This window comes from Paenibacillus sp. GYB004 (assembly GCF_036577605.1).
In the GTDB taxonomy this organism is placed as follows: Bacteria; Bacillota; Bacilli; order Paenibacillales; family NBRC-103111; genus Paenibacillus_AB; species Paenibacillus_AB oceani.
The window spans coordinates 59,746-80,426 of sequence record NZ_JARBDB010000064.1 but is presented as its reverse complement, the minus strand read 5'-3'; the positions used below and the strand labels follow the sequence as shown (position 1 = coordinate 80,426).

The window sequence follows — 20,681 nt, the reverse complement described above, 5'->3', positions numbered from 1 at the left end:
CAAGCTGCGGCTGTCGTTCCTCCGGAGAAGTTGAACTTCCCGCGAATCGCGCCGCCCGGGGCGGCTACGACCGGGGAATGACCTTGCAGGACAAATAGGGCTTGCGAAGCGCCAAGTACGACGGAATGCAGAGGCCGTGGTTGCTTTTGTGGTCGCTCAGCCATTTCTGCGCCAGCTGCGTACAATTCCATTCGTACGGTTCGGGTTTGCTTTTCACATTGCGGCGAGCCTGGTACAGCGCTCTCGGACGAACGGACGGACGACGGCGGCGCAACGTTTTGGCGCTCCAGGCCGAACTGATCCGGTGCACGCTAAGCTGCCGGTTCGATACCGGGATCACCATGACGGCCTCTTGCAGCGAGCAGCCCGGAGGGAGGGCGGTCAGGTTGAAGGAAAAGTAGGAAACGCGTTTTTTGCCCCGGATCAGGCGTCTGTACCGGTTCGGCTGCAGCAGCACCGTTTGCGGCTGAACAGGAACCGGAGCCGGCGCAGACTCCTCACGCTGCCCGTAATCCGCGAACAGTTCCGCTTCGTGGTCCTCCGGCGCCGCCGTGGTTTCGGCCGGAGCGGGCGGCTCCTGCGTTTCCTCGGCATATTTGACCCCTTTTTCGAGCACGGTGCTTATTCTCGTGACATACGGCGTAACGCCGTGAAGCTGGGCCACGTGGCCTCTCGCCTGCTGCTTCATCGTTGTGCGCAAATTTTTGTCTTCGTAGAGAGCCAGCATCGCCTCGTACAGATGGTTCCCCATCGTCGCGTCCTGCCGGATTTTGCACACGGCGCCGTCCGGGAATTCGCGGAACGAATCGACATCGGATACGATGGCCGGCTTGCCGTAAGCGAGCGCGTCCAGCAGCGACCGCGACGTTTCCCCATGCGTCGGGTGGCGCAGGCTGATGCATACGTCCGATTGGCTCATCAGGGCGTTATACTTCGTCTTCGGTACATAACCGTGAAATATAACGTAATCTTCGAGCTGCAGCGCCCGGATCGTCTCATCCAGCCGTTCCTTGCAGCGGGGCTCCCATTCCCCGACGATCCAGTACCGGATATCGGTTATGCCTTGATCGACCAGCCGCCGCAAACAAGTCAGCACAATGCCGATCTGCCGGTTGTCCGCGACTCGGCCGAAGCTGGCGAAGACGAACTGGCGGTCGAACAGCATCGATACCATGACGGGAAGCTCTACGGGCAACCGGCACATGACGACATTGCTGAACCCTTTCTCCTGCAAGTGCTGCTTGGCGTAGTCGTTATGAACGACGATCGAGGCGGCGTTTTTCAAATAATACCGGTTCACGACGACGTCGGCGTACGCCCCGTCCAGCATCGACTGCATCACTTCGATCGCCCGGTCCTCATACTCTTCCACCACGACCGACAAATAGCCGTTGCCGTCCCCTTGCAGCAGCGTGCATTCGCCCGTCAAGCCGTGCAGGTTCAGATCGTGCAGTACGACCGTTCCCGGGTAAGCTCTCAGATAAGGCACCATATAGCTGTGGTACTTGCTGTTGCCCAACTGGTAGACGATCGCCTGGTAATGGTCGGCTCTGCCCGGAAACTCGGTATGGTTCCATATGCGGATCTCCGGACTCGAATAACGGCCGGCCTCCCCGGGAGAGGCGTAACTGTCGTCCACGAACAGATCGCATTCGAACCGTTCGTTCAAGAAAGGCAGGATCGTCTCCATATGCTCCGCGACTCCGGTTCTCGCAGGCGCCAGCGGCGTAAAAATCGCCAGCTTCTTCCTGCACGTCAGACGGTAAGCGGCCAGTACCTTCTCCGCCGTTTTTCTGCGCTGGAACCGTTTGACCTGTTCAAGCCCTTTCTCTCTCAGCTCCTGCGCCAGCTGCTCGTTCGTTAACACCTGGATCATCCCGATGCGGATGTCTTCATGCCTGGCCGGGTTGACTTTGTAGACCGCATCGCCCGCCGCTTCTTCCAAGGAAGCGTCGTTCGTAACCAGCGCCGGAACTCCGCACGCCATCGCTTCGAGCAGCGGATAACCGGCCGCCTCGAAGAAGGACGGGCAGGCAAACAGCTTCGCCCCGCCGTACAGCTTCACCAGATCGTCTACAGACGCGGGGGATACCCATACGATATTTCCGGCTGCGTCCGCATCTTCCGCGCCTGACGCCGGCAGAGCGCCATGCCCCCTCTCCGGGTCGCCGATCATCACAAGCTGGTAGGCGGTCTTGCACCTTCTATTCACCGAAGCGAAAGCCCCGATCAGAGCTCTTGCGTTGCGTCTGTCATCCATCCCTCCCATGCTCAGCACATACGGTTTCGTAATTCCGAAGCCGGCCAGCTCGGCAGCCGAAGCTCTTCCCGGCTTGAACCTTCGATCCACTCCTTCCGGGACGACCGTTATCCGATCCGGATCGAGATCCGCCCAGCGTGCCGCTTCCCGCTTCAGATGTTCGGTATTGACCATGATAAGGTCGCACGAGCGTATAAATTCTTTCCTGCCGTCGTTTTCCAGTCCGGCGAAGACGACTGACGCACCGGCCGGAGTTAGCAGCGGATACAAATCGTGAAGTGTAACCGCCACTTTGGCGGCTCCGAACCATTTGCGCTGAAGGGCAGGGTAGGCGGGATCGAACGGCTGAAACAGATGGAACAGATCGATCCTGTTTTGTTCCAGAAACGATTGCAGCCTGTTTTGGTACGCTTCGGAGTCCTCCGTACCTTCATGCAGCGGATAATAAAAAAAAGAATGCTCCTTATTGTTCGGGGCGATCGAATCCATCAAATTTCTCACGTAACGATCCGCGCTCAGCCGGCCGGAATCCGTCTCCGAGAAGGACATATCGACCGCGATGTTCATCGTACCACCACCTGTTTACTTGAAATCGAGCCGCGAAGCAGCTCGGGCAATCGGCAATTTCTTTACCATATGCATCAGGAAAATGACCTACTTGGACCGGTACCCCTATCCAAAAGAAATTGGCGTTAACCTACCGCCGCACCATCAGCCCCGGCATTCGGTCCGCGAAATCTGCACCCGGTATCCGCTTATGACGGGTTCCATTCTCACAGCCTGCACATACGTATGAATATGTGCGTTTACCGCATAGCCCGTGCTTTTTCGAAAGGGAGGGATATTCATTTGAGCATCACCCGGAAGCTGCATAAGATCGTATGTCTGGACGAACAGCCGTTTCTGGCGGAACTGTACCGCAGCCTGTTGAACCGGGAGCCCGACGAACCGGGATTGGCCAATCACACCCGCGCCTTGCGCCAGGGCATCTCCAAGCATCAGCTGCTCGCCTCCTTTCTGATCAGCGACGAAGCGCTGTCGTTGTATGAACAGCCTCCTCCGGCGAACAAGGATGACCATTCGGCGATGGTGTACCGCGAGCTGCAGCGCTTGTTTAACCGCAGAGCCGATTCGTTCGTAAGCCACCTGTACCGCGACGTCCTGTGCCGCGAACCCGACCGCGATTCCTATAGCGGCTACTTGGAGTCGCTCGCCAAAGGACGCAGGAAATCGTCCGTATTCAAGCGGTTCGTCACCTCCGCCGAGTTCGAATCGCTGATCCGGATGGATAAGTATACGTTTACCCGTCACGTGCTGGATCAGCTCATTCAGAGCTTCTACAAATAATGCGGCGCATACGGGCGATCAGCGAACGGAGGCGGAGCCCATGGGAACATTAAAGGCGGAGAAGCTTATCGAGTTTTTGCGGGAACAACATCCCGAGCTATCCAAGCAGACGTTTCGCGTCATCTCGTCCGGCCATCAAAATCTGATCATCGTGGTGGGAGAACGCCTGATCTTCCGCTTTCCGCTGACGTCCGACCTTACCTCATTGAAGCTGGAGGAACGGCTGCTGCCCCAGCTCGGAAAACGGCTGCCTCTGCCCATCCCGCAGTTCCGCTACGTATTGTTGTCGAAGCAGAACATCCACTATGTCGGCTACCCGATCATCCCCGGCGAATCGCTGGAAGCGGGCAAGCTAAATAGCTTGAACGAACCTACCCGCCGGTTGTTCGCCAAGCAGATCGCGGAGTTTCTAACCTCGCTTCATACGTTTACGGGTGACCCGATCACCCGCGTCGACAGGCGGCGGTTTCAGGCGGAATGGAGACGGAACTGGAGCGGGTATTACCGCGCGGTCGAGCTGAACGTGTTTCCGAAGATCGGGAAAAAGGAACGGACCTGGATTATGCAAGTGTTCGACGACTACTTGTACCCGTCCGAGCATTTCAAATTTACGCCGTCGCTTATTCACGGCGACTTCAAAAACGATCACATTTTGTACGACCCGCAAGCGGGCAGGCTGACCGGCGTTATCGATTTCGGCCAGATGAAGATGGGCGACCCCTCCTACGATTATCACGACCTGTGCATCTCTTACGGGGAACCGTTCGCCCGGGCGGTGCTGAACGAGTATAAGGGACCGGCCGACCCGACCTTTCTCGAGCGATGCTCCGCCTTCTACGCGAATATCCTCCGGTTCAGCTCGATGATTATCGCCGCCCAGACGAAAAATGAAAGCAAATTCAAGCTTCGGCACGAATGGCTGAAACAAAAAGCGCGGGATGCGGACTTGTAAAGTCCGGCCCGCGCTTTTCATATCCGCCTTCCGTCTGCGGCATCCCGCCCGCTACGGCGTTTCTTCTTTTAGAAGAGATTCCATACGCGGCAGCCTGGGAACCCGGTCCACATCGGTTCCTTCCCGTCTTTTGGCCCGCCACTTCTCATACAGCTTCGGGTGATGCCTGGCCGCATACCGCAGGAACGGAAGCAGAACTTCCGCCTTCTCCAGACTGATCAGCAGCATGAACGGAGCCCGCCGGGTCGTCCGGAAGGCGCCGCTGTGATCGATCACTTTCAGCTTGTTCCCCGAAGTGACGATGATATGTCCGATCCGCGTATCGATCCGCGCAAACTTGAACCGCCGCATCTCCTGCAGGATGCCGACGATTTGGGCGCAGGCCCATTCCGGCAGCTCTCCGTGCCGCTTGACGTACTCCTGCAGAGTCGGCCCTTCCAGATAATCCATCACGACATAATTGTCCCCGGCCTCGTGCAGCCTGGGGAAGAATGTCCCCTCTTTCGCCGCCTTCAGCGCCTTGGCTTCCCAATAAGCGCTGTGAGTCGATTCGTACAGCTTGACGCACCGTTTCGGCGACAGCCGGAAGACGGCGCCTTGAGCCCCGATCCCGATCATCGGGTAATCGGTAGGATTGTGCACCTTCAACTCTTTTTTGCCCTTGACGATAATCGTCTCGACCTTGATCGCTCTGAAATCTTCCATGAAAGCTCCCCCCTATGCAGAGGGCCGGCAAGAGCGGGCCGGCCCGGGTCACCTGCAGCCGCGGCCGCTACTGCAAACCGAGCTGCTTCAGACGCTCCTTGATCATGCCGCCGACCGCTTGCGGGGAAAAATAGGTGCGAATATGCTGCATCCCGTTGTATGCGATCGAATTGCGGTAGTCGGCATTGTACCTCAGCTCGCGCATATAGTGGGCGGCATGGCCCAGATCGGGCTCCGCCCAGGTCTGATACGCTTTGTACGGTCCCCAGTCGCCGCCGACGCCGACGATATTGAAATCGACCGTGCACGAATTGGTCGAATTCATGAAGTCGGTGTTGCCCGACCAGTACGTGCCGATGACCGGCTTGCCCAAATACATCGCCTCGGCCAGCCCCAGGCCGAATCCCTCCGAGCGGTGCAGCGACACGAAGCAGTCGGTGCAGTTCAGGAGCGCGTCGACCTCGTGGCGGGCCATAATCCGGTCGATGATATAGATATTGTCGTATCCGCTCACCAGCTGGTTGATTTCATCGAGATCCGACGGATTGGCATGGGAGTGGTTCAGCTTCACGACGAGCCCCACCGACGTATCTTTGCGGTCGAACGCCATCTTGAACGATTCGATCGCGCCCTGCGGGTTTTTGCGCCGCTGGTAGCTGTGGGTATCGTACATCGAGAAAAACAGAAACTTGTCGTCCGGCAAACCGAACGAGCCGCGGTTCAGATCGGACGGCGGATTCACCTCGACACCGTGAGGGATGCGGACTACCGGCACGCTCGCTTTCTTCGAGATCGCCTCGACTACGAAGCTGGTCGGCGCCCACACCTCGTTCACGAAATGGAAGCCGTCGCAAAATTCGTCCGGAAAATCGGGCAGCTCCCAGTGCCAGTATCCGATGTTGTAGCGTCCGTCGAACAAGCCGTTTCCGAAATGATGATGCACCGAACGCATCGTATCGGCATTCATATGGAAGATATTCGTATTGTACTGCGGGTCCGACATCTCCTTATGCGCCCATGTCATATCCTCCATCCGGATCGAGGTGACGGGGAAGTTCATCGCACCGAACGCAATGTCCGTCCTCGATATCGCCCGCGCCGCCAGCCTGCTTGATTCGCCGATCCCCATTTCCGCCCGGATGAAGCCGACCAGATTGATCCCTTTGGCATAACCCGGAACCTCCGGAACCTCCGGAACTTCCGCGACCTCGGCAGGCGTCTCGATCAGTACGGGAAGCGCTTCGGCGGAAGCGCGTGCCGAACGCCGTCTGCGGCGTTTTCTCCAAGCTTTGAGCCGGCCTTTGCGGAACCGTTTTTTGCCTCTGACCAGCAGAAGCTTGCGTTTTCTTCCCCGGGCGATCAACCGTTTTTTCTTGGACCGCGCTTTTCTGCCCCTGAGCGGAGGTTTCCGCTTTTTGCGCTTTATCGCTTTGACAGCCGTGGAGGCTCGTTTGCTCTGCCAGCGTCGACCGGCGCTTTTCATAATATCCACCCTTTCCGGTTGAAATGACAGGGGAGCCTGCAGCTCCCCCGTTGTTGAGCTTTACTTTGAAATTGGAGGAAAGTACCCGGAATAGGCTGCGAAGGTTGGCGTCACTTTTGGGGCAGGGTTTCGGGGGCTCCCCCGAAAGTACCCGGAATAAGCTTCGAAGGTTAGCGTCACTTTTGGGGGCAAGGTTTTCGGGGGCTCCCCCGAAAGTACTCGGAATAGGCTGCGAAGGTTGGCGTCACTTTTGGGGGTAAGTTTAAGGCTGGTCTCTCCAATACTGCAGCAAATCGCGCATCGTCTTCTCGAACGGGATCTCCGGCTTCCAGCCGGTCTCGCTCTGGAACTTGGTGGCGTCCCCGAGCAAGATTTCCACGTCCGAAGGACGGAGCCGTGCCGGGTCCTCCTGAATCGAGATGCTGACATTGCTGTACGACAGCAGCAGATCGAGCACCTCCTGGACGGTGTAACACGTCCCTGATGCAATATTGTAGGTCTCGCCCGGCTTTCCTTTCTCCAGCGCAAGCCAGTAAGCCCGGACCACGTCGCGCACATCGGTGAAATCCCGCTTCGCCGTCAGATTGCCGACATGAATGACCGGGGGTTTTCTTCCCTTCTCGATGTCCGCGATCTGCTTGGCGAAGTTCGAGGTGACGAAGTTTTCGCCGCGCCGGGGGCCGGTATGATTAAACGTGCGGGTAACGACGATCGGCAAACCGTAGCTTTTGTAATACTGATAACCCAAATAGTCCTGAGCGACCTTGCTGACCGCATACGGACTCAGCGGACGGAGCGGGTTCGTCTCCCGGATCGGCACCTCGTCCGGCTCGACGTGGCCGTACTCCTCGCTGGAGCAGGCTACCTGCATTTTACTGGCCAGATCGAACCGGCGGAGCGCCTCCATAATATTAACCTGGCCCGCGACATTGTTATGAATCGTGTCGATCGGCGAGTTCCACGAAGTAGGGACGAAGCTTTGCGCGGCGAGATGAAAGATCAGGTCGGGCTTGATTTCCCCGATCAGCGTTTCTACCGAGAACGGGTCTCTCAGCTCGCATTCCACCAGCCGGACGTCCTTGATATGCCGGATATGGTCCATACGGCTGCGCTGCCGGATCGTACCGGTAACCTCCACATTGTTGTTCAGCAAAAATTCCGCCATATGGCTTCCGACGAAACCGGAAATCCCTGTTACTAAAGCTTTCATCCGTTCAAGTTCCCCCCTCAAGTTGTTCCATCGCTTTTAACGCCGTTTTAATCCGCTGCTCCTCGGATTTGCGGCAGACGAGCAGCCCGTCGGCGGTCGAGACGACGATCAGATCGTCCACGCCGATGATGAGCGTTTTCGGATGATCGGAATAAATGATGCTGTTGCGCGTCGATTCCATATGAACCGTTCCGCTTCCGTCTACAATGTTCCCGTCGCGGTTTACGTTTTGGATGCGTTCGAGCGAAGACCAGATGCCGACGTCGTCCCATTTGAACCGGACCGGAATCGTTTTGATCGCATCCGCCTTTTCCAATATCGCGTAATCGACCGATATTTTCGGCAGTTCCGGGTAGACGGCTTCGAGATCGCTGCCGCTCTCGGACAGCTTCGTCCAGATCAAGGGCTGATGAAGCTTCATATAATGGGCGATCGTGCTGGGCTTCCAGACGAAAATACCGCTGTTCCAAAACACGCCCGAATCTTGAATAAGCGATAACGCCACATCGAGCGGCGGCTTCTCGATAAACGAAGTGACTTCCAGCACGCCGCCTTCGGACGCATGCTCCGCCGTCCGGATATATCCGTAACCCGTCTCCGGTCTAGTCGGTACGATCCCCAGCGTGACGATGGCCGTCTCGGCCTCTGCCGCCCGCTCGGCTTCGACCAAAGCGTTCAACAGCGATTCGGATTCTTCGGTGTAATGATCGGACGGCATCGTCACGAGCACCTCGTCGTCGCCCTGCGACAAAAAGTGATGCGCCGTCAAAGCGATGCAAGGCCCCGTATCCCGTTGATCGGGCTCCAGCAGCAGACGTTCCTCAGGCAGCTCCGGCAACTGCTCTAGCACGATCGGCCGGTACGCTTGCGTCGTTACTACATACAGCTTGCGGGCGGGCAGCCATTCCAATAACCGTCTGTACGTCTGCTGCAGCATCGTGTCGCGGGAGGTCAGGGGGAGAAACTGTTTCGGCCGCGACTGGACGCTTCGCGGCCAGAAGCGGGTACCCGATCCGCCGGCCATGATGACGATTTTCAAATCGCTTCCCTCCTTTGCTGCGGCATCCAAAATTCGAAGTTGGTGTAAGCAGCCACTAAACTAGGTATATAGTATGCAAGACGACTATGCCGAACATGGACATATTGCGGATACAACGCAAAAATCGGCATTTGTCCTTTATCGGACGACGGCCCGCGGCGGAGCGGAAGCTGCGGTCCGGCGCAAACCGTCCAGCCCGGCAGGCCGCCTTACTTCCGCCTCGATATTTTCTCGGATTTCCGGTGTCTCACCAGCCAGTGGCCGACCGAGGCCGGGTCTTCCTTCAGCACGTCGTACATCTCCATGCCGGCTTGCGACAGCGGCACCGCTCCGTTCACCTTAAAGCTGAGCCGGCGGCGGTCGTCGTTCATGTCCAACTGAGCCGGGACGAACGACGTATTCGCCCGGATGTCGACCGAATACGAATCCGCTCTGCCCTCCAGCGGGATTTTCAGAGTGAATGCGCCTTCTCCCGTCTTCGTCTCCAGCAGGCGGCGGCCGTTCACCTGCACGGTCAGCACGAGATCGCCCGTTTTTTTGGCTACCTTGGGAAGCAGGTGATCCCCTTCGATCAGCAGCCATTTCGCATCCGTCGAACCGCCGCTGTCGATTTCCAGCGTGTAGCTTGGCGGAGCCCAGCCATCCTCGAACCGGTTGGAGGATACGATCCGGTACCCTCCGCCGAACAGGCGGAACGGATGCAGCTTCTCCATCAGCCACCCCGGACCTTCCGGCAGATGATGCGCGATAAACTGGATGATCCAGTTGTTCGAGACCGTCCCGTAGTTTTTCAGGCTGGAGCGGATAATTTCCGGCAGGCCGACGGAGAAATACTGCTTCATGCTTTTGCAGTCGTCATGAAGCCGCGAATTGGCCAGCACCTCGTCGATATAACCGAACCGGTATTTGGCCGATATGCGCATCCACAGGTCGTAGTCCATGCAAAATTGCAAGCTTTCGTCGATCGGCCCCACATCGTCCAGCACCTTCTTGCGAATGAAAACGGCGGGCTGGCACACGGTGCAGACGTCGAACAGACGGACCCGGTCGACGGACGGATCGACGGGATACGGCCTCAGCAGCTGGTTGTTGCGGTCCGTATGATTCGCTTTGCCGTATACCAGACCGTACTCCGGGTGTTTTCTCAAGCTGTCCACGGCTCGGCGTATCGCCTTCGGCCAGTACGTATCGTCCGAATTGAGCCAGCCGATGATTTCGCCTCGAGCCAGAGCCAGCCCTTTGTTAAGCGCATGCGACTGTCCGCGGTCCTTCTCGGATATATAGCGGAACCGGTCGCCGTACCGCCGGGCATATTTCTCCAAAATCGCCACCGTTTCATCCTTGGAACCGCCGTCCACCACGATGAGCTCCACGTTGGGATAGTCTTGGCTGACGATGCTCTCGATCGTTTCGCGGATGAACGGGCCCTGCTGGTAGGAAGGGGTAACGACGGAGACGAGCGGTTTAGGGGACGATTCGGTATCGTTGCGGGCCATCTTCGGAACCTCCCTGCATAACAAGATAGTAAACGCCAGTTATCGCGTGCTCATATACCAGCGGATCGTCCGCTCCAGGCCGGTCCGCATATCCGTTCCGGCTTCGAAGCCGAACTTCACCTTGGCCGCCGTCACGTCCAGCTTTCTTCTCGGCTGACCGTTCGGACGCCCCGTATCCCACACAATTTCACCATAATAACCGACCGACTCCTTAATCGTTTCGGCCAGCTCGCGGATCGCGATTTCTTCGCCGGACCCCAGATTGACCGGCTCCGATTCGTCGTAGCTTTCCGCCGCGCGCACGATGCCTTCCGCCGCATCCTCTACATACAGAAACTCGCGGGTCGGCGATCCGTCCCCCCACAGCGTGATCGACGGCTCCCCTTTCTCCTTGGCCTCCGCGCATTTGCGGATCACGGCCGGAATGACGTGAGACGTCTCCAGATCGAAGTTGTCCCAGGGACCGTACAAATTAACGGGCAATAAATATATGGAATTAAAGCCGTACTGCTTGCGGTACGCTTGCGACTGGACCAGCATCATCTTTTTGGCGAGCCCGTACGGGGCGTTCGTTTCCTCGGGATAGCCGTTCCACAGATCCTCTTCGCGAAACGGTACCGGCGCGAACTTCGGATAAGAGCAGATCGTGCCGACCGCGACGAACTTCTGCACGCCCTTCAGACGCGACTGTTCCATCAGCTGGGCGCCCATCACCAGGTTGTCGTAAAAGAAAGAGCCGGGATTTTTCTCATTCGCCCCGATCCCTCCGACGACTGCGGCCAAATGCAAAATTACGTCCGGCCGGCAATCGTCCAGCATCCGCACAATATCCGCTTCTTTGCGAAGGTCGTACTGCTTGCTGCGCGGGACGAAAATCTGCGTACACCCTCCCCGCCTGAGCCGTTCCACCACATGCCTGCCCAAAAAACCGGCCCCTCCGGTCACGACGACCGTCTTGTCAGAAAGCTTCATTAATCTCTCCCTTTCTCCAGAAAATCGGCATATCGGCTTTGTTTACGATATGTAAACGGGAGCATGTGCGTATAGACAACTACATCGGGTCCGGCAAAATATGCGCGCCCGCAGCGGGTACGTATCCAAGCCGGAGACGGCGACGCTCCATAAAGTAGCATTAAGGGTCTGTCCGAAGAACCCGTTTCAGCGGCTTGCACGGTGAACGGCCGTTCCCCGGTCCCGGCCCGCCGGACGGAATCGAAGAATCGCACAAAAGGTGGGAAGCTGCTATGCGCAGGCTGAGGATGATCGAAATCTTGAGGAAGGTGTACCAGAAGAACCATCACAAATTCGTGGCCGCTTGCTACCGGGAGCTGCTGAACCGGGACCCCGACCCGGACGGTCTGGATAGTTACGTGCGCCAGCTGCATGCCGGAACGTCGAAACTAAACGTGCTCGCCTTGCTGATGAGAAGCGAAGAGGCGGAGCGGCTGTACCGCTCCGGCCCGTCATCCGCATCCGGCAAAAGGCGCCCGTCGGCGGCCGATATTTTCCGCGATCTGTACACCCGCTCTCCCGATAAATACGTGCAGGGGTTGTATGAGGAACTGCTTGGCCGAAAAGCGGACAGCCCAGGCATGAAAAGCTTCGTAAAGCAGCTGCACGGCGGAGCCGCCCGGAGCGAAATCGCCGTTCATCTGCTCCGGTCGGGAGAAGGGATGGAACTGATCCAGGCGAAGGACGCCACAAAAATAACGCAAAAAATATTATTCGACTTCGCAAAACGCCAGTATATGCCGGGTATGGAATGAACCGAGGGACCCCGCGCCGGCTTCCGGCCCAGAATCCCTCACGCAATTGATCTCCGCGCGTCAAGACGCATAAGCGTGCTGATAGCCCTCCTCGAACGCCTGGGAGAAGCCTGCATCGAACCCTTCGTCGTACCCGCGGTTATACCCCTCGTCGTAACTGAGCGTCGTGCCCGCCGGCCCTCGCGTCCGTACCGGTCCCCGCCGGACGGACCGGCGCCGCTTGCCCCGCCGGAGCAGCCTGCTTCGGTTCCGGGAATGCGGACGTGCCGCCCGTTTGGTTCTCCGCTTGCTTCCCGGATGTTTTTTGCGTCGTACGGTCATAAAATCCCTCCTTACAGGTTGTCGGCCCGGATCACGGGCGGAGCGATAACCGGCAAGCCGGTAGCGAAGCGTAACGCCTCGGATTCGGACATAGCCTGGACGGCGTACCGGTCCAGATTCCATACCTTCGTCACCCAGTCGGTGATCAGACGGTGCAGCGCGCCGCTGCGGTGCTGGTGAAGAGCTCCGTCCGGCGTCTGTACGACGGCCCCTTCGTGAAGCGGATCTCCTTCCTTGCGGACAGCGGACTGCAGCTTCGCCAGCTTGGCCTGCCATTCCTGCAGCGATATAACTTCGCCCAGCGGCCAGTTGCGCAGATCGATCTGCGATACCCTCGTGGCAGCGGCCCCTTCGGAACGCTCGAGCGGACGGCGCAAGCCGTTCTCGATCCAGTATGCGGCCGGTCCGGCGCCCCTGACGGTCACATGGGACGGATAGAAGTCTTTCATGCCTAGCAGCTTGTCGCTCCAGTGACCGGACGTTTCGTTCAGCAGCGAATGCGTCTCGCCCCATTTGTCGGAGTAAAACGCGAGATTTCTCCCGTATACTTCATCGAACTGTTCGGGAGTCAACGTTTTGATCGTCGTGCTCCCCACATGATGGATGAACGTATCGCGGGCGATCACCAGGTCCAGTCCCATCAGACGGCAGCGGTACCCGTAATCGTCATCCTCGCAGTTGCCGATTTCGAACCCTTCGTCCAAGTAGCCGAGTCTCTGGAACACGTCTCTTCGCATCAATACGCAAAATCCCGTCAGCCTGCCGGTCGCCGTCCACATCGCCCGATCGGACCGGTTGATCGTGGCGGCAAACCGGTGCATCTCTTCAATCGAGCCGTAACTCGTCTCGATCAACTGCTCTCCGCTAATGTAGTTGGTAACCGGACCGACGAGGCCATACCGGCCGCTGCCGTGCAGGCAGGCGAGCAGATTGGACAGCCATCCCCGGGTAACGATCGTGTCGTTGTTCAGGAACATAATCGTCGCGCCCCGCGCCATCATCAGCCCTTGGTTGACCCCGCCGGCGAAGCCGAGATTGCGGTCGAATATTTTATAGCGGACCGTTCCGCGCTTCAACGACCGCAAGTAATCCGCAGTTCCGTCCGTCGAGCCGTTGTCGATAATTATGATTTCGTGAGGCTCCGGCGTATACGCTCCGATGCTGTCGATGCATTCGGCAACATATTTATGCTGATTGTAAGTCGGAATAACGATGCTCGTACCTTCGAAGCCGGCGGCGAACGCATCGCTGCCTTTTTGAAATCCGAGGCTGTAGCCGTGCGAATGTCCGCTGTTATAGCCCGTATTGTAGGCGTTGTCGTAAACCGCGTTCAGAGCGGCCCGCTTCCGGGCATCCTTGCTTTGTTTGGCCCGCACCTTGAATTCCCTCCTTTCTGCCGGGTAGCCTCCGGGCGATGCGGCTAAGCGGTCTTCATTTGAAAGGCGCCTCGCCCTTCAGCATCGAGTTGGCCAAATGGCCGAAATCGATCGCCACTTTGCCGAGCTCGGACGCGATCCGCTGCGAGATCAGCACCGCCGCTACCCCCGCCGCCACGAAGGCGATGTCGAAACTGTGAGCCGCGATTTCGTTCATGACGCGCGGCACGTCCTTGACTCCGTCGACCGGCGAGACCCAAGCCGCAACGTTCACGCCGCAGCCCCGCAAATAATTGGACAGCGGCTCCGCCAGCGTTCCGACGACGAGCACCCGTCTGCCGCTCGTGATTCTCGACAAATACCCGGCCTGATATAAGTAATAATTGATCAGCGAATCGGTCAGCGTCAGCGAGTCGAGCTCGATGCCGTGCGCCTTGAACACAGCGACGGCAAGAGGCTGGTAATTGCGCACGCGCAGCTTCGGAATGCCTACGACCGACGCTTTCCTGACCGCATCCCGGAGCTGATCGCGCGCCTCAAGGTCGGGAACGTTCACTCCAGCGTACCCGAGAAACGATCCCTGCTCCCGAACCTGCTGCACGCCCAGCACCGTATCCTGCGCCATCGTCAGCAGCTCCCCGTCTCCCAGTCTCACGAGGGAGAACGGAGCCTTCGTCTCCAGCGCGTGCAACACCCTGCCGCCCAGTTCGTCCGGCGTCAGCAGATGGCGGAATCGCGAACGCAAACTCTCGACTCCCGCCGCCACAATCTGTTCGGCGGTAAAATCCGCGAGCACTTCGTATTCCGGAACGAAGGAGTCGATCAGACTTTCGACGCCTTCCTTCCATTCGTTCCGCGATTCTCCGTCGTACCGGCCTTGCCGGTACCCGTCTTCATGGCCTTTATCGTATCCGCCGTTGTAGCCTGAATTGTAGCCTTCATTATAGGAGACAGAACCGGCCGCTCCGCCTGTCGCGATCTGCAGCCGGGCGGACGGCTTCCGCAGCCGCTTGCGCCTCAGCCGCCATTTCCGTCTCATCAGCGTCTTGCTTCTCCGCAAAACGGGACGTGGCAATACGGTCACCACCTTCTGTAAAGGGATATGCTGGCGATTCCCCATATCGTATTCGTCCCCCGGCCATCCGTGCCGGGGACAATCATCCAATTTGCCGCCGGGATCAGGCGAAGACGGCGTCCAGCAGCTGCCGGACACGCCGCGGATACGTATGCTCGCGCATCGTGCGGGAGAAGCCGCGCAGCGCGATCTCTCTCCGTTCCTCGTCCCGGCTCAAGTAATAGTCAGCCTTCTCGATCAGCTCCTCCGGAGAGGAGTAGACGGCAACCTCGACGTCCGGCACGAAAGCGGCGGCGGTATGCTCCCGCGTATCGGTCAGCTGGAACGCCGCGCAGGCGCCGATCTCGAAGCTTCTCGGGTTGACGGAGTGTGCGGCGATGCCCAGCGAATTTTGATTCGTTTCGTCATCGATGGCGCGGTGCAAGTTGATGACGATTTTGGCCGAGTTGTAATACATGGCGGTTTCCTCCGGAGAGATCCACGTACCGAGCCGGATCTGGTCCGCGAGCATCGCGTAATTCGTCATCCGGTCCCACCAATATCCCGCGATAAATACCGATTTGCCGCGCAAATACGGAGCGATCCGGTCGAACAGGGCGGCGCGGCCCTGAAAGGCGCTGCCGATAAAGCAGATGTCCGACGCATATTTCGGATTGGCGCGCCTCGGGGCGTAATAAGCCGTATTCGCCCCGAACGGCAGATGGTGCACCTGGGAACAGCCGCGCTCCCGGTAAAATGCGAGGCAAGCTTCTTCCAGCGTAAACACATAGTCGTAGTGGACGGCGATGCCGCCGGTCACATTCGAATAATACGGATCGTCGGTAAACCAGACGGCCGTGCGGATTCCCATGGCGCGAATGGCGTCTACCTGGCCGACGCCGAGGCATTCGACCGAGTTCAAGGCAAGCACGAGATCTGGCCGGATGGCAGCCGCCAGACCGGCCACATCGTCCCCCGGATCGGCGACATGCACCTCGCGGACAAGACGGCGCAAGGCCGCGATAATCCCTTGATCCAGCGGGTCGTACGACCAGAGCCCGGATTGGACGTAGAGGACGCTAACCTCCATCACGGGAGGCTCATACCCTGTCTGGCGGACGATCGAAGCGCATCTGCCTAGACGGAATCCTTCACTCCAGCCGGCCCGGTATCCGGCTTCCCAGCCGGGAGCGGCGGCGTTTTTCCTTCCGGTCACGCTTGTTCCCCCCTCTGATCCAGACTAGCCGGACACGATCTCCAGCAGCCGCTGGAGCCGGTTGTGGTACGTATGTTCCGTCACGGTGCGGTACAATCCCCTTTGTATCATTTCCCGCCTTTCTTCCTCGTGGTTCAAATAATATTCGATTTTATCCACCAGCTCTGCCGGCGTGGCGAACGTGGCGATGTCGCGTCCGGGCGTATATAAGGCCGGAAGCTCCAGCCTTTCGTCAACCAGCTGCAGCGAGGCGCATGCGGATATTTCGAACAGCCGCGGGTTTACGGAATGGGCGGGAATATTCCGGCTGTTCGCGTTGTGGGACGCATCGTCCGCCGACCGGTGGAGATTGATGACGATTTTCGCTCCGCTGTAATGTTTTGCCGTCTCTTCAGGCGACAGCCAGACGCCGTGAATTTTATCCTCCAGCAAGCGGTAGTTGCGCATCCGGTCCCACCACCAGCCGATAATCCTCAGTCGCTTGCCGGCCAAATATTCGGCGATTTCGTCGAAGAAAGCGGCCCGGTTCCAGAACGCGCTGCCTACAAAGCAAATGTCGCTGCGGTACGCCAAATCCGGCCGCGTATGGCGGATGAAGCGGGGATTGACGCCGAAGGGCAAGTAATACACGCGCGGACAGCCGAGCGACTGATAAAACGGCACGCAGCTGGCTTCCAGAGTAAACACGTAATCGTAATGAGGCGCGATCGCGGCCGTCTTGTCGGAATGGTAAGGATCGTCGGGCAGCCAGACGGCGGTCCGAAGCCCCCTCGCCCGCATCGCATCGATCTGTCCGGTCGGGAACGAGCGGCCGATCGCATCGAGCACGAGCACGAGGTCGGGCTTCGCCTCCTCGGCCAGCGGCACGACGTCCTGCTCGGGCGATACGACGACAACCTCGCGGACGGACGCCCGCAGAGCGTCTTCGATTCCCTGGTCGAGCGCCGCATAAGGAGCCCCGTCCGCCTTCACGTACAGCACCTTGACGTTCCGCCGGACCGCTTCAGTCGAAGCGGCCCGGGCATAAATCGATTCGCACAGCCCCAAATGGCGGCCTTCCGCCCAGCCGTCCCGGTAGCCGTTCTCCCAACCGGCGTCGCCCTCGTCCGGAGGTGGAACCGGCGTCCGCCCGTATGCGCTAGGTCTCTTTATGCGGCGCATGCCTCATCCTCCTCCTGTAGTCGTAAGTCCGTCTTTTCTTGCGAAATAGCGACGGAGCGCCTCCGTCCAATGCGGCATCGTCCGGAACGCGCACAGCTTGGAGTTGTCGAGCACGCTGTACGCCGGCCGGCTCGCCTTGGTCTTGTAGCCGGAGCTCGGCACCGGCTGCAAATCCGCCGTCACGCCCCGCTGCCGGAACACTTCGGCGGCGAAATCGTGCCAGCTGCACTCGCCTTCCCCGGAGCAGTGATAGATGCCGTAGTCGGATACGCCGTCCGCGACGAACGTTCGGATCGTTTCCGCGATATCCAGCGTATGCGTCGGCGACATGATCTGATCGTCCACGACGCGGATCGGCGCTCCCCCTCCGGCAAGCCGGAGCATCGTCTCGACGAAGTTGCCGCCCTTGCCGCTCGCTCCGGCCGTACCGAACAGCGAAGATACGCGGAAGATGAAGTAACGGTCGTGATGCGCCGCGATGAAGTGCTCGCCGGCCGCCTTGGAGACGCCGTATACGTTCAGCGGGGAAGTCCGGTCCGTCTCCCGGTAAGGCGTCCGGCTCCGCCCGTCGAACACGTAATCGGTCGTGAAATGAATCATCACGGCCCCCGTTTCGCCGCACAGCCGGGCCATCTCCCGCGGAGCGAGCGCGTTTACGGCGAAAGCTTTCTCCGCATAATCTTCGCACTCGTCGGTTTTGTGATAGGAGGTGCAATTGATCAGCGCATCGAACGGCCCGAGCTCCCGCAGGAAGGGACCGATCCGGTCGGTCCGCTCCACGTCGAGATCCCGGCGGTACAGCGGCACCAGCTCAACCGGATCGTCCGACAGCACGCTCCGGATGTCGGAGCCGAGCTGACCGTTCGCTCCGAGCAGGAGGATTCGCTTCATCCTCATTCCCCTCCCCGGATATCGACCATACCGCCGTACATTTCCGCCTGCCGGATGATTTTCTGCCATTTCGCCAGTTCCTGATACCAGTTCAGCGTGATCGTCTGTTCATAATCGGTCACCCGGCCGTCTTCCAGCGCCCGGTAGATTTCCAGCGCGCCTTCCGCAGCGGTCCATCCCGCCTTCCAGCCCAGCGCCCGCTCGATCTTCTCGAAGCTGACGCGGTACGAGCGGTGGTCCGGCTCGCCGTACCATTCGATGGCGACCTCCTTCGGCAGCGCGCGGGCGATCGTCTCGCCGAGAGGGCCGAGCTGATAGTTGTTGGCATCCGAGCCGACATTGAACACTTGCCCGTTCACCGCCTCCGGGTCCGTCTCCAGCAGCAGGGCCATCACGTCGGTCGTATCCTGCACATGGACGAACGGCCGCCACTGCGTCCCGTCCTTCATCAGCGGGATGACTCCGCGCCGCCAGGCTCCGAGCGTCATCCCGTTAATCGCGAGATCGAACCGCATCCGCGGCGAGAAGCCGTACACGGTCGCCTGTCTCATCACGACGACGGTGAAGCTCCCGTCGGCCAAGGGCAGGACGCTGTGCTCCGCCCGTTCGTTCGCCTTGGCATAGGTTGACAACGGATTGGTCGGACTCATCTCGTCGACGATGACGTCCGCTTCCTGGAATCCGTACAGACTGCACGAGGAAGGCAGGATATACGTCCGTACGCCGAGCTGCTTGGCCATGAGGGCCGTTCTGGCCCGGGATATATGGTTGATCTGGTAAGTGGCTTCGCGGTACAGCTCCCCGCTCGGATCGTTGGACAAGGCGACCAGATCGATCACCGCGTCAACGTCGGCGAAGTGCTCCTCGCGGATGCGCCGGCTGTCTTCTTGCAGCATGACCAGGTTCGGGTGGGGCTCCAGCTTGTCGGCTCCGAAAAAATAACGGTCCAGCGCCTTCACCCTGTAGCCCTTGCCCAGCAGCTTCGGCACGAGGACCGAGCCGATGTAGCCGCCCGCCCCCGTGACAAGTACCGTTCTCATGAATGTCCCTCCCCGTCGTATAGAAAGTCGATTTCCGCATCGCGCAGACGCGGCTGCGCTTCGTCCTTGGCCGATAATACCGGCACGGTGACCGGCCAGTCGATGCCGAGGTCCGGATCGTTCCAGACGATGCCCCGGTCGTGCTCCGGTGAATAATATTCATCCACCTTGTACAGCAGCCGGGTGTCCGGCGCGAGCGTGCAGATGCCGTGGGCAAATCCTTTCGGCACGAGAACCTGCCGCTTGTTATGCTCGCTCAGAACTACGCCGACCCATTGTCCGAACGTCGGCGAGCCCCGGCGGATGTCGACGATGACATCGTAGACGGCGCCGGCCAGGACGCGCACCAGCTTCGTTTGCGCTTTGGCGGACAACTGATAGTGCAGCCCGCGGATGACTCCGGCCTGGGCGGATAACGACTCGTTATCCTGGACGAAATCGTACGTCAAGCCGAGCCGCTCCAGCTTGCTGCGGGTGTAACTTTCCATGAAATAGCCGCGATGGTCGCCGTGTACGACCGGTTCCAGCAAAAAGACGCCGGTCAGCTTCGTTTCGAGCCTAATCATGCTTTCCTCCCCTTTCCCTATCGGTTCTTATCCCGGCTCCGCATCCGGGGAGGACAGCCGTTCACCGGCTTCCCGAAGCGATTCGAACGTGCCCGCATCGGTCCACCAGCCGGTTAACACGCCATAGGTCAGCGCGCCCTCCGCCGCGTACCGGTTATTCACATCGGTAATCTCCAGCTCTCCGCGCAGAGACGGACGAATGCCGCGGATCGCCCCGAATACCGCCGAGTCGTACAAATAGACTCCGGTCACGCAGTAGTCCGATTGCGGGTCGGACGGCTTCTCCTCGATCCGGGTAATGGTGTCGTTCGATAAGACAGGCACCCCATACCGGTTCAATTCGTCCGTTTCCTTCAGCAGCACCATGGCCGTCCCCGGCTCCTGCTTCGCAAACCGCTCCGCAAACGGCCGCAGATCGTCCTCGAACAGGTTGTCGCCCAGCAGAACGACCATCTTCTCGCCTTCGGAGACGAATCCTTCGGCCAAGGCGAGTCCCTGGGCGATTCCCCCGGCCTCCTCCTGGACCCGGTAGGTCAGCCGTACACCCCACCGCTTGCCGCCGCCCAGATAGTCGAGAAACAGTCCGGCGGACTGCTTGCCGATGACGACCAGAATATCCTCAATCCCGGCCGAGGCGAGCTTGCGGACCGCATGCTCGATCATCGGAACTTTTCCCGCCGGCAGCAAATGTTTGTTCACGATTTTCGTCAGAGGGGCGAGACGCGTCCCGGTTCCCCCGGCCAAAATAACGCCCTTCACCGGCTTTCCCCCTTTCCCAGCCTGCCGCAGCCGGCTGCC

At 59.2% G+C, this 20,681-nt stretch carries 19 protein-coding genes; 3 read left to right on the top strand and 16 right to left on the bottom strand.

The window, feature by feature from the left end; translation table 11 throughout:
- Nucleotides 1-64: 64 nt before the first annotated feature.
- Nucleotides 65-2,827: a glycosyltransferase gene (locus tag PV433_RS28745; protein ID WP_332075443.1), complete on the bottom strand. Its 2,763-nt coding sequence runs from the start codon at nucleotides 2,825-2,827 to the stop codon at nucleotides 65-67.
- A gap of 282 nt (nucleotides 2,828-3,109) precedes the next feature.
- On the opposite strand from PV433_RS28745, the gene PV433_RS28740 reads away from it, so the two are divergent.
- Both PV433_RS28740 and PV433_RS28735 read left to right on the top strand, forming a co-directional pair.
- Nucleotides 3,110-3,607, top strand: coding sequence for a DUF4214 domain-containing protein (locus tag PV433_RS28740; RefSeq protein ID WP_332075442.1), 498 nt, complete (start codon nucleotides 3,110-3,112; stop codon nucleotides 3,605-3,607).
- Nucleotides 3,608-3,647: 40 nt separating this feature from the next.
- Nucleotides 3,648-4,559 carry a phosphotransferase family protein gene (locus tag PV433_RS28735; protein ID WP_332075441.1) on the top strand — a complete coding sequence of 304 codons (912 nt, stop codon included), beginning with the start codon at nucleotides 3,648-3,650 and terminating at the stop codon, nucleotides 4,557-4,559.
- 51 nt (nucleotides 4,560-4,610) lie between these two features.
- Here PV433_RS28735 and PV433_RS28730 read toward each other — a convergent pair whose 3' ends face one another.
- From PV433_RS28730 to PV433_RS28705, 6 genes are all read right to left on the bottom strand, one after another.
- Nucleotides 4,611-5,264, bottom strand: coding sequence for a serine/threonine protein kinase (locus PV433_RS28730; protein ID WP_332075440.1), 654 nt, complete (start codon nucleotides 5,262-5,264; stop codon nucleotides 4,611-4,613).
- A 67-nt stretch (nucleotides 5,265-5,331) separates the two neighbouring features.
- Nucleotides 5,332-6,747: a glycosyltransferase gene (locus tag PV433_RS28725; protein ID WP_332075439.1), complete on the bottom strand. Its 1,416-nt coding sequence runs from the start codon at nucleotides 6,745-6,747 to the stop codon at nucleotides 5,332-5,334.
- Between the two features lie 262 nt (nucleotides 6,748-7,009).
- Nucleotides 7,010-7,957: a GDP-mannose 4,6-dehydratase gene (locus PV433_RS28720; RefSeq protein ID WP_332075438.1), complete on the bottom strand. Its 948-nt coding sequence runs from the start codon at nucleotides 7,955-7,957 to the stop codon at nucleotides 7,010-7,012.
- A gap of 4 nt (nucleotides 7,958-7,961) precedes the next feature.
- Nucleotides 7,962-8,996 carry a mannose-1-phosphate guanylyltransferase gene (locus tag PV433_RS28715; RefSeq protein ID WP_332075437.1) on the bottom strand — a complete coding sequence of 345 codons (1,035 nt, stop codon included), beginning with the start codon at nucleotides 8,994-8,996 and terminating at the stop codon, nucleotides 7,962-7,964.
- 209 nt (nucleotides 8,997-9,205) lie between these two features.
- Nucleotides 9,206-10,492, bottom strand: coding sequence for a glycosyltransferase family 2 protein (locus tag PV433_RS28710; RefSeq protein ID WP_332075436.1), 1,287 nt, complete (start codon nucleotides 10,490-10,492; stop codon nucleotides 9,206-9,208).
- Between the two features lie 39 nt (nucleotides 10,493-10,531).
- A complete protein-coding gene (locus PV433_RS28705) occupies nucleotides 10,532-11,464 on the bottom strand; it encodes a GDP-L-fucose synthase family protein (protein WP_332075435.1) in 933 nt (310 codons plus the stop codon).
- Between the two features lie 272 nt (nucleotides 11,465-11,736).
- On the opposite strand from PV433_RS28705, the gene PV433_RS28700 reads away from it, so the two are divergent.
- The gene (locus PV433_RS28700) at nucleotides 11,737-12,258 is read left to right on the top strand and encodes a DUF4214 domain-containing protein (protein ID WP_332075434.1); all 522 of its coding nucleotides are present in this window, start codon (nucleotides 11,737-11,739) and stop codon (nucleotides 12,256-12,258) included.
- A 60-nt stretch (nucleotides 12,259-12,318) separates the two neighbouring features.
- Here PV433_RS28700 and PV433_RS28695 read toward each other — a convergent pair whose 3' ends face one another.
- Genes PV433_RS28695 through PV433_RS28655 form a run of 9 tightly spaced genes read right to left on the bottom strand, consistent with a single transcriptional unit; the run spans nucleotide 12,319 to nucleotide 20,642 of the window.
- Nucleotides 12,319-12,579, bottom strand: coding sequence for a hypothetical protein (locus PV433_RS28695; RefSeq protein ID WP_332075433.1), 261 nt, complete (start codon nucleotides 12,577-12,579; stop codon nucleotides 12,319-12,321).
- An 11-nt stretch (nucleotides 12,580-12,590) separates the two neighbouring features.
- Entirely contained in the window at nucleotides 12,591-13,955 is a 1,365-nt protein-coding gene (locus PV433_RS28690) for a glycosyltransferase family 2 protein (protein WP_332075432.1), read from the bottom strand.
- Nucleotides 13,956-14,010: 55 nt separating this feature from the next.
- Nucleotides 14,011-15,075 (bottom strand): GT-D fold domain-containing protein, encoded by a 1,065-nt coding sequence (locus tag PV433_RS28685; RefSeq protein ID WP_332075431.1) that lies wholly within the window; start codon nucleotides 15,073-15,075, stop codon nucleotides 14,011-14,013.
- 58 nt (nucleotides 15,076-15,133) lie between these two features.
- Nucleotides 15,134-16,225 carry a CgeB family protein gene (locus PV433_RS28680; RefSeq protein WP_332075430.1) on the bottom strand — a complete coding sequence of 364 codons (1,092 nt, stop codon included), beginning with the start codon at nucleotides 16,223-16,225 and terminating at the stop codon, nucleotides 15,134-15,136.
- A gap of 24 nt (nucleotides 16,226-16,249) precedes the next feature.
- On the bottom strand, nucleotides 16,250-17,386 hold the full coding sequence (locus tag PV433_RS28675) for a CgeB family protein (RefSeq protein ID WP_332075429.1): 1,137 nt from the start codon (nucleotides 17,384-17,386) through the stop codon (nucleotides 16,250-16,252).
- Between the two features lie 3 nt (nucleotides 17,387-17,389).
- The gene (rfbD, locus tag PV433_RS28670) at nucleotides 17,390-18,277 is read right to left on the bottom strand and encodes a dTDP-4-dehydrorhamnose reductase (protein ID WP_332075428.1); all 888 of its coding nucleotides are present in this window, start codon (nucleotides 18,275-18,277) and stop codon (nucleotides 17,390-17,392) included.
- 2 nt (nucleotides 18,278-18,279) lie between these two features.
- A complete protein-coding gene (locus tag PV433_RS28665) occupies nucleotides 18,280-19,317 on the bottom strand; it encodes an NAD-dependent epimerase/dehydratase family protein (protein ID WP_332075427.1) in 1,038 nt (345 codons plus the stop codon).
- Nucleotides 19,314-19,883: a dTDP-4-dehydrorhamnose 3,5-epimerase gene (rfbC, locus tag PV433_RS28660; RefSeq protein ID WP_332075426.1), complete on the bottom strand. Its 570-nt coding sequence runs from the start codon at nucleotides 19,881-19,883 to the stop codon at nucleotides 19,314-19,316. Before rfbC ends, PV433_RS28665 begins: the two co-directional genes overlap by 4 nt.
- Before the next feature lie 27 nt (nucleotides 19,884-19,910).
- On the bottom strand, nucleotides 19,911-20,642 hold the full coding sequence (locus tag PV433_RS28655) for a sugar phosphate nucleotidyltransferase (RefSeq protein ID WP_332075425.1): 732 nt from the start codon (nucleotides 20,640-20,642) through the stop codon (nucleotides 19,911-19,913).
- Between the last annotated feature and the right edge of the window lie 39 nt (nucleotides 20,643-20,681).

Bases quoted from the DNA above. Each gene is read 5' to 3' on its own strand.
- PV433_RS28745 (WP_332075443.1), bottom strand. From the start codon at position 2,827: ATGAACATCGCGGTCGATATGTCCTTCTCGGAGACGGATTCCGGCCGG.
- PV433_RS28735 (WP_332075441.1), top strand. From the start codon at position 3,648: ATGGGAACATTAAAGGCGGAGAAGCTTATCGAGTTTTTGCGGGAACAA.
- PV433_RS28730 (WP_332075440.1), bottom strand. From the start codon at position 5,264: ATGGAAGATTTCAGAGCGATCAAGGTCGAGACGATTATCGTCAAGGGC.
- PV433_RS28725 (WP_332075439.1), bottom strand. From the start codon at position 6,747: ATGAAAAGCGCCGGTCGACGCTGGCAGAGCAAACGAGCCTCCACGGCT.
- PV433_RS28720 (WP_332075438.1), bottom strand. From the start codon at position 7,957: ATGAAAGCTTTAGTAACAGGGATTTCCGGTTTCGTCGGAAGCCATATG.
- PV433_RS28710 (WP_332075436.1), bottom strand. From the start codon at position 10,492: ATGGCCCGCAACGATACCGAATCGTCCCCTAAACCGCTCGTCTCCGTC.
- PV433_RS28705 (WP_332075435.1), bottom strand. From the start codon at position 11,464: ATGAAGCTTTCTGACAAGACGGTCGTCGTGACCGGAGGGGCCGGTTTT.
- PV433_RS28700 (WP_332075434.1), top strand. From the start codon at position 11,737: ATGCGCAGGCTGAGGATGATCGAAATCTTGAGGAAGGTGTACCAGAAG.
- PV433_RS28695 (WP_332075433.1), bottom strand. From the start codon at position 12,579: ATGACCGTACGACGCAAAAAACATCCGGGAAGCAAGCGGAGAACCAAA.
- PV433_RS28685 (WP_332075431.1), bottom strand. From the start codon at position 15,075: ATGGGGAATCGCCAGCATATCCCTTTACAGAAGGTGGTGACCGTATTG.
- PV433_RS28675 (WP_332075429.1), bottom strand. From the start codon at position 17,386: ATGCGCCGCATAAAGAGACCTAGCGCATACGGGCGGACGCCGGTTCCA.
- rfbD (WP_332075428.1), bottom strand. From the start codon at position 18,277: ATGAAGCGAATCCTCCTGCTCGGAGCGAACGGTCAGCTCGGCTCCGAC.
- PV433_RS28665 (WP_332075427.1), bottom strand. From the start codon at position 19,317: ATGAGAACGGTACTTGTCACGGGGGCGGGCGGCTACATCGGCTCGGTC.
- rfbC (WP_332075426.1), bottom strand. From the start codon at position 19,883: ATGATTAGGCTCGAAACGAAGCTGACCGGCGTCTTTTTGCTGGAACCG.